The 15,101-nt window shown below is 49.2% G+C and carries 14 protein-coding genes; 12 read left to right on the top strand and 2 right to left on the bottom strand.

The features are described from left to right. The first annotated feature begins 2 nt into the window (after nt 1-2). The 7 genes from menC (ACI7RC_RS19145) (at nt 3) to ACI7RC_RS19175 (ending at nt 9,234) form a co-directional block, all read left to right on the top strand. Complete coding sequence (gene menC, locus ACI7RC_RS19145) at nt 3-1,109, top strand: o-succinylbenzoate synthase (protein ID WP_408109813.1); 1,107 nt, start codon at nt 3-5, stop codon at nt 1,107-1,109. Nucleotides 1,110-1,209: 100 nt separating this feature from the next. Then, entirely contained in the window at nt 1,210-2,571 is a 1,362-nt protein-coding gene (locus tag ACI7RC_RS19150; protein WP_408109814.1) for a helix-turn-helix domain-containing protein, read from the top strand. A gap of 188 nt (nt 2,572-2,759) precedes the next feature. Beyond that, on the top strand, nt 2,760-4,016 hold the full coding sequence (locus ACI7RC_RS19155; protein WP_408109815.1) for an MFS transporter: 1,257 nt from the start codon (nt 2,760-2,762) through the stop codon (nt 4,014-4,016). A 32-nt stretch (nt 4,017-4,048) separates the two neighbouring features. Continuing rightward, the gene (gene menC, locus ACI7RC_RS19160) at nt 4,049-5,161 is read left to right on the top strand and encodes an o-succinylbenzoate synthase (RefSeq protein ID WP_408109816.1); all 1,113 of its coding nucleotides are present in this window, start codon (nt 4,049-4,051) and stop codon (nt 5,159-5,161) included. 28 nt (nt 5,162-5,189) lie between these two features. Next, a complete protein-coding gene (locus ACI7RC_RS19165) occupies nt 5,190-6,542 on the top strand; it encodes a M20/M25/M40 family metallo-hydrolase (RefSeq protein ID WP_408109817.1) in 1,353 nt (450 codons plus the stop codon). A 194-nt stretch (nt 6,543-6,736) separates the two neighbouring features. Then, nucleotides 6,737-7,414 (top strand): response regulator transcription factor, encoded by a 678-nt coding sequence (locus ACI7RC_RS19170; RefSeq protein ID WP_408109818.1) that lies wholly within the window; start codon nt 6,737-6,739, stop codon nt 7,412-7,414. Beyond that, nucleotides 7,411-9,234, top strand: a complete 1,824-nt coding sequence (locus ACI7RC_RS19175) for a sensor histidine kinase (protein WP_408109819.1) — start codon at nt 7,411-7,413, stop codon at nt 9,232-9,234. Before ACI7RC_RS19170 ends, ACI7RC_RS19175 begins: the two co-directional genes overlap by 4 nt. Nucleotides 9,235-9,283: 49 nt before the next feature. Here the strand turns inward: ACI7RC_RS19175 and ACI7RC_RS19180 are convergent, their stop codons facing one another. Beyond that, nucleotides 9,284-9,730: a methyltransferase gene (locus ACI7RC_RS19180; protein WP_408109820.1), complete on the bottom strand. Its 447-nt coding sequence runs from the start codon at nt 9,728-9,730 to the stop codon at nt 9,284-9,286. Nucleotides 9,731-9,947: 217 nt separating this feature from the next. Here ACI7RC_RS19180 and ACI7RC_RS19185 point away from each other — a divergent pair, with 217 nt between their 5' ends. From ACI7RC_RS19185 to ACI7RC_RS19205, 5 genes are read left to right on the top strand one after another with little or no spacing between them, the layout of a single operon-like run. After that, the gene (locus ACI7RC_RS19185) at nt 9,948-10,640 is read left to right on the top strand and encodes an N-acetylmuramoyl-L-alanine amidase family protein (RefSeq protein WP_408109821.1); all 693 of its coding nucleotides are present in this window, start codon (nt 9,948-9,950) and stop codon (nt 10,638-10,640) included. A 29-nt stretch (nt 10,641-10,669) separates the two neighbouring features. Further along, nucleotides 10,670-11,341 (top strand): GDSL-type esterase/lipase family protein, encoded by a 672-nt coding sequence (locus ACI7RC_RS19190; RefSeq protein ID WP_408109822.1) that lies wholly within the window; start codon nt 10,670-10,672, stop codon nt 11,339-11,341. A gap of 48 nt (nt 11,342-11,389) precedes the next feature. After that, on the top strand, nt 11,390-12,796 hold the full coding sequence (locus tag ACI7RC_RS19195; RefSeq protein ID WP_408109823.1) for an MBOAT family O-acyltransferase: 1,407 nt from the start codon (nt 11,390-11,392) through the stop codon (nt 12,794-12,796). 47 nt (nt 12,797-12,843) lie between these two features. Next, nucleotides 12,844-13,998, top strand: coding sequence for a DHHW family protein (locus ACI7RC_RS19200; RefSeq protein ID WP_408109829.1), 1,155 nt, complete (start codon nt 12,844-12,846; stop codon nt 13,996-13,998). A gap of 2 nt (nt 13,999-14,000) precedes the next feature. Then, entirely contained in the window at nt 14,001-14,507 is a 507-nt protein-coding gene (locus ACI7RC_RS19205) for a DUF4358 domain-containing protein (RefSeq protein ID WP_408109824.1), read from the top strand. A 135-nt stretch (nt 14,508-14,642) separates the two neighbouring features. On the opposite strand, the gene ACI7RC_RS19210 is transcribed toward ACI7RC_RS19205, so the two are convergent. Then, entirely contained in the window at nt 14,643-14,954 is a 312-nt protein-coding gene (locus tag ACI7RC_RS19210; RefSeq protein WP_408109825.1) for a winged helix-turn-helix transcriptional regulator, read from the bottom strand. Nucleotides 14,955-15,101 lie beyond the last annotated feature (147 nt).

A 15,101-nucleotide genomic window follows, 5' to 3' on the forward strand; every position in this document is an offset into this window, starting at 1 on the left:
ATATGGAAATCAAACACATCATTTTGCGCCACATGAAGATGGAGCTGCTGCAGCCATTCACCACCAGCCTGGGGACGGAATACGATAAGGACTTTATTCTCGTTGAGATAAAGTCGAAAGAGGGCATCTCCGGCTGGGCCGAGTCCGTGGCGGCGATCGATCCGCTTTACAAAGAGGAGACAGTGAAGACCAACTGGCACATCATGGAGGATTTTTTGATTCCGCTGCTGCTGCAAAAACCTGTCCAGCACCCGGACGAAGTGTACGAACGTTTTCGCCATATCCGCGGCAATTATATGGCGAAGTCCGCTTTGGAAGGAGCGATGTGGGATCTGTACGCCAAGCAGCAGGGCATGTCACTGGCCAAGGCGCTGGGCGGCACCAAAGAGAAGATCGATGTCGGCATCAGCCTGGGCATCCAGGAGTCGGTCAAGGATCTGCTCCATCTCGTCGAAGATGCGCTCGTCAAAGGATATAAGCGCATCAAAGTGAAAATTCAGCCTGGCTGGGATGTAGAGGTGATACGGGAAATTCGCCAGCACTATCCGTCCATCCCCTTGATGGCCGATGCCAATAGTGCCTATTCCCTGAAGGATATCGATCGGCTGGCTCAATTGGATGAATTTTCCTTGATGATGATCGAGCAGCCGCTTTCCCATGATGACATCATCGACCATGCCGAGCTGCAAAAGAGATTGACAACGCCGATCTGTCTGGATGAGAGCATCCACTCGGCGGAAGACGTGCGGAAAGCGATTCAGCTGGGGAGCTGCAAGGTGATCAACATCAAAATCGGGCGTGTCGGCGGTTTATCGGAGGCCAAGCGGATTCACGATTTGTGCCAGGCCCACGATATCCCCGTCTGGTGCGGCGGCATGCTGGAGGCGGGAGTTGGCCGCGCCCACAATATCGCCATCACCACCTTGCCGGGTTTCGTGCTGCCAGGCGATACGGCCGCGTCTTCGCGCTACTGGAAGGAGGACATCATCGATCCCGAGGTGACGGTCGAGAACGGCGTAATTACCGTTCCTGATAAGCCCGGCATCGGATATGAACCGAATCGCGAGCGTATCGAAGAGAGGACCTTGTACAGCAAGTTATATGCATAATCCATGAATCATTCGATCGAAGGACAATCGGTGTGGTACAATCCCTGTAGAATCAGTATGTGGAATACGAGCTTTAACAGGGAAAGGAATTTGTTGTTTGATGAAAATCATTTTAGGAATCGTTGGCCCAGAAGACCTGGTAAAACGAGTTCAAGAGCAAGTACGGTCTACCAGTGCGGTACTCATCGAAATCAAACCCTTTCACACGCATCTCTTTGAAGAAATAAAGCAGCTTGCTAAGGAACTTGCGGAATCCTGTGACATTTTGCTTTTTACCGGACCGGGTGCTTACGAACTCTACAAGTCGGAAGAGGCGAAAATGAACCTGGAAATGCCACCCGTTTCGGTCTACGTCCGGTACGACGGGTCAGCACTCTATCGGATTCTGTATGAATTGGCGATCGAGAGCGGAGGGGATCCCAGTCGATTTACCCCATTTACAATCGATCGGCTGCCTCCGGATGAAATAAACGAAACACTCCAAGAGGTAAAGCTGCAGAACGAAAAAGTGATCGTCATCAATGAGCTTGCGTCTTCTTCCACCTATGATTGGAGCGATATCCACGAACAGCATTTTCTTGCGGGTCACAGCAAGTATGCCATTACGTGTTTGACAAGCGTTGCGAATGAACTGGCACTTCGCTCTGTCCCGGTTAAAAGAGTGGTTCCGACTTACTCGTCCATTCAGTCTGCATTGCAGATCGTCTATGCAAAAGTGGAGAATCTGGTACAAAGCCAATCTCAAATGGCGGTTATTCTTCTGAAGTGGCGTCTGCCTGACAGGCGTCCCAAAAACCGCTTTAGCGCTTACAGAGCGAACTTAAAGCTGCAAGAGAGCATCATTGATTTCTGCGAGTCTTGGGAAGCTTCCCTAACCTTTTCAACAGATAACCAGGCTATCATTTATACGACGATGTCTGTGGTCAAAGAGATCACCAACAATTTCCGTTATTTTCCACTCATTCAATCCCTGGGGGAGCAAACGGGCAATAAAGTCTTTGCAGGTATCGGTATCGGCATGGATGCGCTGAAGGCAGAGTACAATGCCGAACAAGCGATTCAGTTTACCGATGCGAAAGCCAATCCATGTGCTTATGTGATGTTTACGGATGGTCAGCTTCTGGGGCCATTGCTTCAGTCTGATCGTATGCCGCTCAAGTTTTCAACCAGTGCCGATCATCCGGCTCTGTTGAAACTGGCTGAGCAAACCAATCTGAGCGCCGTAACCCTCACCCGACTTCTGTCCTTACAGAGCCATCATCCAAGGGCCGATATTAGCGTTCATCATGTGGCCAAAGCTTTTGACATATCGCTTCGCAGTGCCAGGAGGCTTCTTCGGCAGATTGAAACTTCGGGGCTAGCCCGGGTGGTAGGGGAAGAGCAGCCTCCCGGACGCGGCAGACCGCGGCAGTTGTATCGGCTTTCCCTACCGGAAGAGCTGTATCAGGAACTGAATAAATAGGATCGGGGTGCCGTACATGGTACCCTTTTACATTTACCGACAATTTTTAATTTTCAATTGACAAAATAATGAATCTACTATACTTTCTAATTACGGTCTATATATCAAACTTAATAATAGTGGCCGTAATTTGAACCAGGGCAAACGGTTCGGCGGACCGATAAAAGGCGAAGGAGAGGAGTAAAAGGATGGAGGCTGCCTCGAGGAAAGGAACCGGGAAGTATGTCATATTTATCCTTTTGTATCTGAGTTGGTGTATTTCTTACATCGATCGAGCGGCTATCAGCATTGCTCTGGCCTCGATTGGAAAAGAGTTTCAATTAGATGCTTCTGTGCTTGGTGTTGTATTAAGCACCTTTTTTGTCGGATATGCGATCATGCAGATACCGGGCGGATGGTTGGCCGATAAATACGGCTCAAAAAAAGTGATTATGATCGCTATTTTGATGTGGTCGATTTTTACGGTTGCCACCGGCCTTGCCTGGTCCTTAACCTCTTTGATTGTGATCCGCCTGTTGTTTGGCCTTGGGGAAGGCGCTTTTCCGGCAGCCAGTATTAAAGGCGTTGCCGAAGTCTTTCCGAAAAAGGATAGTCCGAAAATGACTTCAGCCCTCCTGTCTTCCAACTATATCGGAAGCGCTCTTGCTCCATTATTGATTGCCCCTATGTTGATATCCTTTGGCTGGAGAACGATGTTCCTTGTCATCGGTGTTGCCGGGGTTTTGTTTGTCCTGGTCTACGGCTTGATTGTCCGTCCCGCAAAAACGCAGGAACGGACTGCGGCAGGAACGGAAAAAGCGGAAGAAAAAGCGCTCCAAAAACAGCAAATGAAAGAACTGCTGAAAATGCCAATTATGTGGCAGCTCGTCATCGCCTGGTTCGGTCTCAGCCTTGTGAATAAAGGGCTGGATTCATGGATGCCGACGTATTTATTGCAAGTGCGGCACCTTGATTTGAAATCGATTGGGATTCTTACACCTTTGCCGTTCATTGCTGCGGGCATATCGACGGCGATTGGCGGCTGGGTGATGATTCGCTATTTTAACGGGAAAGAAAAGTACTTGCTTGTGATAAGTGCTGCTTTAACCGCGTTTTTTCTGTACTTTATGTACACCGCCCAAACCGTAGCGATGGTGATCACTTTCCAGAGCATCGTCTATTTTTTCAAATCCTTCGTGCTTGCGGCTAGCATGGCATTGCCAGTCAAAATGCTCGCTGAAAAAGTCGTAGGAACGGCGGCGGGCATGATTAATTTCGGCGGGCAAGCTGCCGGATTTGTATCTCCTGTTATCATCGGGTTCATGATCACGGCATTTAGCGGTTCGTACGATGCAGCGTTCTGGTTTCTGATCGGCGCTGCCTGCCTGTCTGCTGCTGCCAGCCTGACGATTCGGTCACGCAAAACAAACGACCGCTCATCCGACTTGGATGCAGCTCTTAATTAAGCTTTTTTAGGAAAAGAAGGGGAGAGAACGACATGAAAATAGAAAAAATTGTCCTGCGGAAAATGAAAATGGTTTTAAAGACCCCCTTTAAGACCAGTTTCGCTGAAATGAAAGAAAAACATTTTACATTGGCAGAGGTGCATACAAAAGATTTCGTCGGGTATGGTGACTGTTCAGCCTTTCCTTTTCCCTATTACAGCGAGGAAACCAACGCAACTGCCTGGCACATCATGGAGGATTTCCTGATTCCTTTGCTCTACAGCAAAGATGTCATCTCACATCCGGAAGAAGTTCATTCGCTGTTTTCCCACATTCGGCGAAACAAAATGGCGAAGGCTGCCCTTGATTGTGCGGTCTGGGATCTGTATGCCAAAGAGAGAAGCATTCCGTTATCCAAAGCACTGGGAGGAACGAGGGAACAAATCGAAACAGGTGTCAGCATCGGGGTCCAAAAAAGTCCGGATGACCTGCTGCGAGTGATCGAGAACCATCTGGAAGAAGGCTATCGCCGTATCAAAATAAAAATCATGCCAGGCAAAGACATTGCGTATGTAGAAGCGGTACGGAAGCGGTTTGGCGATATTACGCTGATGGCCGACGCCAATTCCGCCTACACGTTGTCTGACATCGACTTGTTTCGGGAAATGGATCAAATGAATCTGCTGATGATTGAACAGCCGCTATCCCACGACGATATCGTGGATCATGCGAAGCTCCAGCGGGTAATGAAGACGCCAATTTGTCTAGACGAAAGCATTCACTCCGTGGATGACGCGAGAAAAGCGATCGAACTGGGCAGCACAAAAACGATCAACATAAAAGTAGGCCGCGTTGGCGGATTGACAGAAGCCAGGAAAATTCACGATCTGTGTGAATCACACGGCATTCCCGTCTGGTGCGGGGGGATGTTGGATACAGGAATCGGCCGGGCTCACAATATCGCGATCGCGACATTGCCAAACTATCGATTTCCCGGCGACATTCCGGCGTCAGACCGTTACTGGAACGAGGATTTTGTCACACCTCAGGTAACCATCAGCCGGGATTCCATGGTCCAGGTTCCCGCGAAACCGGGCATCGGCTTTGACCCGGTACCTGAACTGCTGGACCGCTTCACTTATGACAAAAAAGAATTTGTGCGGTGAGAAACAATATAGAACGGGGGGAAGAGAAATGAATCTCAGTACAGTGGAAGCACTGATACGGGAAAGAAGCGAAGCGTATTTGGAAAAGTTATTTGTACTGCTGCGCCAAAAGAGCATCAGTGCCCAGAACATCGGCATGAAGGAGTGCGCAAGCCTGGTGCAGCAGTTGTTTACGGAATGCGGCATTCCATCCCGGATTTACGAGACGAAAGGGATGCCAATCGTTTACGGGGAGATCAGCAGACCGGAAAACAGGTTTACGCTTCTCATATACGGCCATTACGATGTACAGCCGCCAGAACCGCTGGAAAAGTGGCTATCCGATCCCTTTGAGCCGACAATCCGCGAAGGCAGGATCTATTGTCGCGGGGCGGGGGACAACAAGGGACAGTTTGTGGCGCACCTGTTGGCAATCCGGACATACTTGGACGTATATGGAGACCTTCCCATTAATGTAAAATTTATCATCGAGGGAGAGGAAGAGATCGGCAGCCTCAACCTTCCTACCTTCGTGAAAGAGCACCAGGATATGCTCAAAGCGGATCTCGTTTATACAGCAGATGGATCCTCCCATGAAAGCGGAGCACAGTCGCTGCTGCTTGGCGTCAGAGGCTTGCTTTACCTGGAGATGACCGCCAAAGGAGCGGAATGGGACAATCATTCGGGGAATAAGGGCAACATCGTCCCTAATCCCGTCTGGAAGCTGATCGATCTATTGGGCACGATGCGAAACGAAAAGGGAGACATTTTAATCGAGGGCTTCCATGACAGCATTCGGCAGCCCTCTGAATTAGACAAGCAGCTGATGAGAGCGATTCCCTTCGACTTGCACGAAGTAAAAGAAAAGATCGGCTACCCCGCTTTAAACATGGACGGAGAAACGTATCAGCGAAAACTGATGTTTGAGCCTACGTTCAACATTTGCGGGATTCACAGCGGGTATACGGGAGAGGGCGTAAAAACTATCATTCCTTCTACAGCTACCGTAAAGATCGACATTCGCCTGGTGCCAGATCAGGACCCCGACCATATTTACGACTGCATCAGCCGCCATATTCAAAAGCATGCTCCCGACATTGAGTTGAGTAAACCGCTTTACGCCGTGCCGCCTTCGCGAACTGCGTCCGACCTGGATTGCGTGCGGGTGGTGGCAGAAGCGGCGGAGGCTTCAACCGGAAGGAAACCGATCATTCAGCCAAGCCTCGGAGGCAGTCTGCCCGATTATATCTGGACAAAGCTGTTAGGATTGCCGTCGATCAACGCTCCTTATGCCAATTTTGATCAGGGGAACCATTCCCCCAATGAGAATATCAAGCTGGAGAACTTTTTTACGGGCATCAAGAGTACCTGTTATGTGATTCACAAATTGTCACAGCTATAAAAACACGTCTATCATCCCGTTTTTTCCGATGCGAAGCAGAGGAAGAGCGGGATTTTTGTTCTCATCTGCATCTTATCTTTATCTGCGGCTGGTAAAATGGAGTCGGGCTCCCGGTAATCCTGTCTTTCCCTTTGAACCCAGTTCATACTCGTGGTAGGATGCTAATAATGAATAACGACTATAGGAGAACAGCTATGCCTAAAACCATCTTGATTGTAGAAGATGAAGACATATTGCGCGAAATTATCAAAGATTACCTCCTGAACGAAGGATACGAAGTGCTGGAAGCGAGCGACGGAAAGGAAGCTTTGTCGCTGTTTCACCAATATGACGTGCATTTGATTATTCTGGACATCATGCTGCCGCAATTGGACGGCTGGTCGGTTTGCAAGCGGATTCGCAAGAGTTCCAATGTCCCGATCATCATGCTGACGGCACGGTCGGATGAAGACGACACCTTGCTTGGGTTTGAACTGGGGGCCGACGACTACATCACCAAACCGTACAGTCCGCCCATTTTGCTGGCAAGAGCGAAAAGGCTCTTAGAGAGCCGGCATATTCACGAGGCGGCACAAGACTTCATATCCGGAGGCGGCATTGCACTTCATATTCCTTCCCGGAACGTCACCATTGACGGAAACCTGGTTAATTTGACGCATACCGAATTTGAAATTTTGGCGTATTTAATGAAAAACAAAGGGATGATCATCACAAGAGAGCAATTAATCACCAAAATCTGGGGCTATGACTTCGTGGGCGATGACCGCACTGTGAATAGTCACATTCGCAATCTGCGATCCAAGTTGGGGGAACATGCCAAGTACATCGTCACCGTCGTTCGTTCCGGATATAAATTTGAGGATCGGCCATGAAACGAGGCATCGTACTCAAGCTGTTTCTATTGACGACCGGATTGTGCATGTTCATTCTTGCATTCATATTTATGGGACAAACCGTATTCTTTAAACAATTTTATGTGCATAAAAAGGTGGGGGATGTGCAGGCAGCCCTGCAAGCTTATCAACAGGACTATCTGAAACGGGCCGGGGATGCTCAGGCCGTGTCCAGGATGGAACAGGATTTTTATCAAAAATACAACACCTGGGTCACAGAATTGGACGCCAGGGGCAACTTGAAGAATACCGATGATTTTTACATGGAGGTCAGTCTGGATCGTTCTGACGATACCCCGGCTCTTTCCCATCAAACAATTGCCATCCCGCTGTACAGTGTCATGAATGTGGAAGACTTTAGCCAAGACAATCCGTTTCTCGAGACATGGGTGAATACAGGGGGACGGATCGCGATTGAAGGCCTACTCATGCAGAATCAGCTGGTTGCGCAGCGAATGGGAAGGAGCGGTTCCCAACTGAGAGAGGAAGGCCGTCTGGAAAATCATCAGATGGTGAACAAAGAGTATGAAGTCGTCCCCAGGTTTGAGAATCCGGTAAAATATCACGAAAAGTATCCCTCTGTTCTTGTCACTGGTACGATTGCAAAAGTCCAAACACCGGAAGGCGCCGGTGTAGCGCGTTATACGAACCATCTATTTCTGGATCGGGTCAAAGCTTTTCAAGCGGATCTTCTGTACGGAGACTATGATCACAACGTGAATGCGAATCAGATCATGGATTTTAAAGAAAACAACGTCAACTACAAAATATTCGTGGACCGCTTCGAAGATCCGGACGGGAATCCCGCATACATCTTCGCAATGACATCGCTGCAGCCAGTGAACGAAGCTGCGGAAGTGATGAAAGATTACTATGTGTACGTCGTCATCGCCACGCTGCTGCTCGTGCTGCTGGCCTCGTTCTACTATTCCCGCCGGATTGCCCGGCCGCTGCTGCGAATCAACCGTACGACGCAAAAAATGGCCGGCTTGGACTTTTCCGAGAAAATTCCGATCATGACCAAGGACGAGATTGGCGACCTGTCCCGCAACATCAACGAGCTTTCCGAGCGGCTGCATTCTCATATCTCCAGGCTGGAGCAAGACATCGAAAAGGAAAAGCAGCTGGAGCATACGCGGAAAGAATTTATCGCCGGCGTGTCGCATGAGTTGAAGACGCCGCTCAGTGTGATCAAAAGCTGTATTTCGATCTTGAAAGACGGGGTTGCCGGCCATAAAAAAGAGTATTATTTTGCCGCGATGGAACAGGAAGTGGACCGGATGGACCTCTTGATCGTCGATATGCTTGAGCTGGCAAAATACGAGTCCGGCACATATAAACTGAAAGTCGATTCATTTCCTATCGACACGGTCATTGAGAGAATCTGCGAGAAGCTGGCCTTGGAGATGGCAAACAAGCGATTGCATCTGCACACCCGGCTCGCTGCCGTCGAAGTAGTGGCGAATCAGCATCGGATTGAACAGGTCATCACCAATCTCGTGACGAATGCGATTCGTTACTCGCCGGAAGCAGAATCCATCTCCATTTCGGCCATCGATGAAGGCGAGTTTGTCAAGGTGTGCGTGGAAAATACCGGCGTTCATATCCAAGCAGAACAGCTGGAAAAAATCTGGGATCGTTTTTATCGCGGCGAACCTTCCCGCAAGCGTTCGACAGGGGGCACCGGACTTGGCCTGGCGATCGCCAAAAAGATTCTGGATTTGCACCAGGCAGCGTACGGCGTTACCAATACAGAAGCAGGCGTTTTGTTCTTCTTCACCCTGCCGAAAAAAGTGTAGAGCTGCGGTTCTACACTTTTTCATTTCCCTGATAAAACAGGTCACACCGTTATTTTTTTATCTCGAAGGAGGCTTTGATCTTTTCGATATCCTCCGTCATCCGAAGGTATTCCTGCTTCTTCGCCTCATCATCTGGAATGTACTGCACGTCTGTCGGCGTACTGAACGAAAATATCTTGTCTTCTGTTTCTCCTATTTTGGCGATGTGAATAATCTGGGTCAGTTCTTCTCCTTCCTCCTTCCATTTTTCTTTCGTCCATATTCCGATCTGAAGCAGCACGCCCCCGGGTTTATTTGCCGTACTGGAAAAGGTAATCGCACTATCCGTTTCATCCACGTCATACTTTCCTTCCCAGCTGGCAGGAAGCTGCAGCGTGAAGTGATAGCTCGTGTTTTCGTACAGAGTGGTTTGGGCATCCCCGCTGCTGTTCGCACAGGCTTGCAGGAAACCAAGCGAAAAAATGGCCAAACACAATCCGAGGTACCAGTGTTTCATAGCATGTTCTCTCCTTTTTTACATCGACAATTGGTTTTTATTTCCTGATGTTAAGACGAAACACTCAGGCTCAGCGTTTCTTTTATGAGAATTCGATCTGATCTGCATCTGATATTTATCTGTCCCCCTTACACTATTTTCTGTGAGAGACGGGTTCTAAAGAAAAAGGAGGAATTGACGCAAACATCATGATCACACAAAAGATAGGTAGAAGAGGATGAGTCGCACGAAGCGTTTTTGGCAATTCCGGTCTTTGGTGTTGCTTTTCGCGATAGTCTTTGGGCTCTGTGCCGCGGCAGCGATGTTTCCGGACGCATTGGAAACGATGGCAAAGTCACCGCAAATGGCAAGTCCAGAACATGTCTACAAGGTCGTCATTGATGCGGGACATGGAGGTAAAGATCCAGGTGCTGCCGGTGCCAGCGGGCGAGAGGAGAAGGAGTTCACACGTGCTCTCTCACAGCAAATATACGAGCTGCTCAAACAAGAACCAATGTTTGACCCCTATCTAACCCGAAGTGATGATACTTTTATCGCGTTGCAAGATCGGGCGCTATTAGCCAACGACTTGGATGCTGACGCCTTGATCTCGATCCATGGCAATACGTACGCTGATCCGGATGTGGGCGGGACGGAAACCTATTATTTTTCCGCTGACAGCAAGCCATTGGCTCAAGCACTGCATGAACATCTGATCCAAGCGCAGGGCTCTCGCGACCGCGGCGTGGGCAAATACGACTGGACCGTGCTGACATACAGCGAGGTTCCGGCTGTTTTAACCGAGGTCGGTTATCTGACAAATCCCGGCGAGGAAGCAGTGATGTGGAGTGCCGATGGCCAAAGGCGAACCGCAGAGGCAATTGTAGACGGATTCAAGCAGTATTTTACGGAAAACCCGAAGCGTTTTTAAAGAATAAAGGTTGAGGAAGGAAGAGTACCATGCAGAAAAAAATGACTTCGATCCTGTTTACAGGGATCATCGCACTATCCTTGGCAGCTTGCGGAGCGCCGGAGGGCGGGAAAGAAGCTGCCGCCGGGGCAAACGAAAGCGGAACCCCATCCGCAGAACAAGCGGACGTGCCATATAAAACACTGTTCCAAAAAAGCGTGTTTCTAGGAGATTCGATTACAGAAGGGCTGTCCTACCACGATGTACTGGACGAAGCGCATGTAATCGGGAATGCAGGAGCAACGGCCGAATATTCGCAAGACGAAGTGGATAATCTGGCAAGCAAGCACCCGGATGACGTATTTATCCTGTTAGGAGGATGCGACCTCTACATGCCGGTAGACGATCCGAAGGAGTACTTTTTGACCCAGTACGCGAAACTGATTGGGAAAATAAAGGGGAAGCTGCCAAAAGCGAAAATCCGCGTTTTGTCTTTGACACCGGTAACAGCAGCAGCGGAGCAGGAAGAGCCGCGTTACCGAAACATCGCCGAGTTTAACGCGGGCTTAAAAGAACTGGCTGCAAAGGAACAGGTGGAATGGATCGATTTGGCGCCGATCTTTGCGGACAATCCTGATCTGTTCGACACCGATGGCATACATTTTAAGCCGGAATTTTATCCGCTTTGGCTGGACTATTTGAAAGAGTACCTGAAAAGCTGACGGTTCCTCTTTTTCTGGATAAACCGGTTGCGGGGAGGGGAACTGACGTTGGTTTTCAGTAGTCTCATTTTTCTCTTTCTGTTTTTGCCCCTGACGATTGCCCTTTACTATCTGTCGCCGAAGGGGCTTCGAAACGCGGTCCTGCTGCTGGCAAGCCTGGTGTTTTACGCCTGGGGAGAGCCCGTGTACATTCTCCTCATGATCTTTTCCACCGTATTTGACTATGCCAACGGCCTCTTGATAGCGAAGTACCGAAGACGCAAGGCCGCTGCCAGATCCGTATTGGTCAGTTCCCTTGCCGTTAGCATCGGGATTCTCGGGTTTTTCAAATACGCCGGATTTATCGTGGAGAATCTCAACAGCCTGTTTCATTTGCACATACAGACACCGGAGCTGCCGCTTCCGGTAGGGATTTCCTTTTACACGTTCCAAACGATGTCATATATCGTGGATGTGTATCTGGACAAGGTACCGGTGCAAAAAAATATCATCTCGTTTGGGGCCTATGTCGCGATGTTCCCGCAGCTTGTCGCCGGACCGATCGTCAAATACGGCGATATTGCAGGACAATTGGCGCAAAGAAAAGTGACGCTGGACCGGTTTGGCGAAGGAGCGGAACTATTCATCAGGGGACTGGCAAAAAAAGTGCTGCTCGCCAACCAGATCGGTCTCTTGTGGATGAGCGTAAAAGCGACGCCGCCGGCAGACTTGACTGTCCTCTCGGCATGGCTGGGCATCATCGCGTTTGCCTTTCAGATCTATTTTGACTTCAGCGGGTATTCGGACATGGCTCGCGGACTGGGAAAAATGTTTGGCTTTGATTTTATGAGGAACTTCGATTATCCCTATCAATCCAAAAGCATTACGGAGTTTTGGCGCAGGTGGCACATCTCGCTTGGCTCCTGGTTTCGCGAATACGTCTATATTCCGCTTGGCGGCAACCGCAGAGGCCTGGTACTGCAGCTCCGAAATCTGCTCGTGGTCTGGTTTTTAACCGGATTATGGCACGGGGCAAGCTGGAACTTCGTCATCTGGGGACTTTATTTCGGCTTGTTTGTCACGATCGAAAAGCTCTTCCTGTTGAAATGGCTCCATGCGAGAGCGGCCATTGTCGGACATGTGTACACGCTCTTGATCGTGATCGTAGGGTGGGTATGGTTTGAATGCGATAGTCTTGCCGAGGCTATGGGCTTCCTCGGTACGATGTTTGGCTTGGGTACACATGTGCTTTTCGACAACCAGACGCTATACTACCTGTCGACAAATCTCGTCTTGTTGATCGTACTCGCCATCTGCTCGACCCCGATTCCGGCCAAAGCCTTCTCTTACCTGAAAGAAAAGCTGAGACTGGCAGGTGTCCTCGCGGTTCCGGCGGTCTACATCGGTCTCATGCTGCTTTCTACGGCTTATCTGGTCAATGATACGTACAATCCCTTTTTATACTTCAGATTCTAAACACGGGGGTCGAAAAAGACGGCGTCCGTTGAAAGGAGGTGGTGTTCCTGAATCGTCATGACAAATGGCATCAATACCTGATGGCCGTCTCCCTCTGCCTGTTTATCGGGGGGATGGCCGCACTTAGCATCCTCACGCCGAAAAAGGCGTTTTCCGAATCGGAGAATCGGACCTTGGAGCAGCCGCCGGCTTTCTCGATGGAAAAATTGATTCGCGGCCGATTTGCTTCCGTATTTGAAAGGTACCTGTCCGACCAGTTTGCATTTAGAGACTTTTGGATCGGCGTCAAATCGGACGTCGACCGGGCGCTTGGAAAGAAGGAAAATCACGACGTCTATTTGGGGAAAGATGGCTATCTCATTCAAAAATGGATTCGGCCGAAAGCCGGGGAGGCGGAAAAGAAGGCAGATGCCCTCAACCGCTTCGATCGCGCTGTCCCTGATTTGCCGAAATACCTGATGCTGGTGCCGACAGCGGTTAGCGTACTGGAGCAGAAACTGCCGGAATATGTCTCGGGCGAAGAGCAGCTTCAGTACCTGGACATGGTTCGGAAACAGCTGAATCCGGACATCCGCTATGTAGACGTGTATCCAGCACTGCATGCTAACAGGTCGGCGAATATCTTCTATAAAACAGACCACCATTGGACGACAAAAGGCGCTTATTTGGCCTACCGGGTGCTGGCCGAACAGATGGGGTTTGTACCGAAAGAAGAGTCGGAGTATCGCATCGAACAGGTGACCGGTGAATTTTACGGTTCGCTCTCTTCCAAAAGCGGATTTCGGCACCTGCAGCCAGACAGCATTTCAATATATATACCAAAACACGGCGAAACCTTGCAGGTAGAGTACGCCGATGAACAGAAAAGCGCGAAGTCTCTTTATGAGAGGGAGAATCTCAAGAAAAAAGATAAATATACAGTTTTCTTGAATGGCAACCGCGCTTTGATCAAAATCGCCACCCGCCATCCGGAAGGAAAAAAACTGTTGGTGGTAAAAGATTCGTACGCCAATAGCTTTCTCCCGTTTTTGACAGCGCATTTTAGCGAAATCTACGTCGTCGACCTGAGGTATTACGAGGATGATCTGCGAATGCTCATCAAATCAAATCACATCGATGAGATGCTGATTCTCTACAATGCCAATACTTTTTTTGAAGATCCGTCGATTCAAAGTCTAGCTGAATCGGATGAGGAGGAGTAGGAGTGAGACAAGTGTGGAAGAAAGATCGTACCATCAACTGTACATTATTGCCGGCGTTCATCGCGTTTGCCCTTATGTCCGCAGTTGTTGCGGGCTGTTCCGGCAAAGCAGAGGAAGCGAGGAACATCACTGTCCAAGAGGTGGGCGAAAAGATCAGCCAAGCGGTTCCTCTGGATGAGATGAAACGAGGGGACGGGGACAAACTTCAAAAGCTGTATCACATAAACGCAGAGGAAGTGGAGGACTTTCTTCTCTACCTCGCTCCTTCCAATGTGAAAGCAGATGAAGTGCTCGTCGTAAAAGTAAAAGATGCAAATCAGGCGGAGGAGATAAACGACAGCATCATGAAAAGAGTAGACGCACAAGAGAAAAAATTTAGAGACTACCTCCCGGATGAATATGCTTTCATCGAAAATCACATCGTCAAAACAAAGGGGAACTACATTCTGTTTGCCGTGTCGCCGGACGTTGATCAGATTGAGACGGCGTTTGACAAAGCACTTAAGTAATACAGCATGACCGAAACCTGGCAAAGGGTCTGCTTTTCTCCCTCGAACGAGTCAAGAAGCTGCCGCGAGCTCTTGACATGATCAAACGGTGTATGCGTTATCCTTCTTCACATTCTTTAGATATTCGATATGCTTTTATCCCCACCCGCACATGTCGGTCAAAACCGAACTTAGCGATCTGCCGTGATCGGATAAAAAATATTCAACCTTGGGCGGAATCTCTTGGTACACTTGGCGCACGATCAGCCCGTCCCGTTCCAACTCACGAAGCTGATTGGTGAGCATTCCTTGCGTCACATTCGGAAGCAGTCGTCTCAATTCCCCGAACCGCTTTGTGCCTTCATGCAGTAAAATAAACAAAATGAGCGGTTTCCATTTTCCGCCAATCGCTTGCAGAGTGGCCAATATTCCCTGAGTTTTATTGGAATCGCGAATTTCCTCTTGCATCCCACCATCTCCGTTTACATGATGTTCTTCATCGTCATTTTAACATGGTATCCGGAATGAAGACAGTACGATGATTCATCATACTAAGTACGGTTTACCGTACTCAGCCTGTAGACAAAGTTCCGCAAGGAACAGGAGCTACAGGCT

Source organism: Brevibacillus sp. B_LB10_24, from assembly GCF_046036945.1.
GTDB lineage: Bacteria > Bacillota > Bacilli > Brevibacillales > Brevibacillaceae > Brevibacillus_C.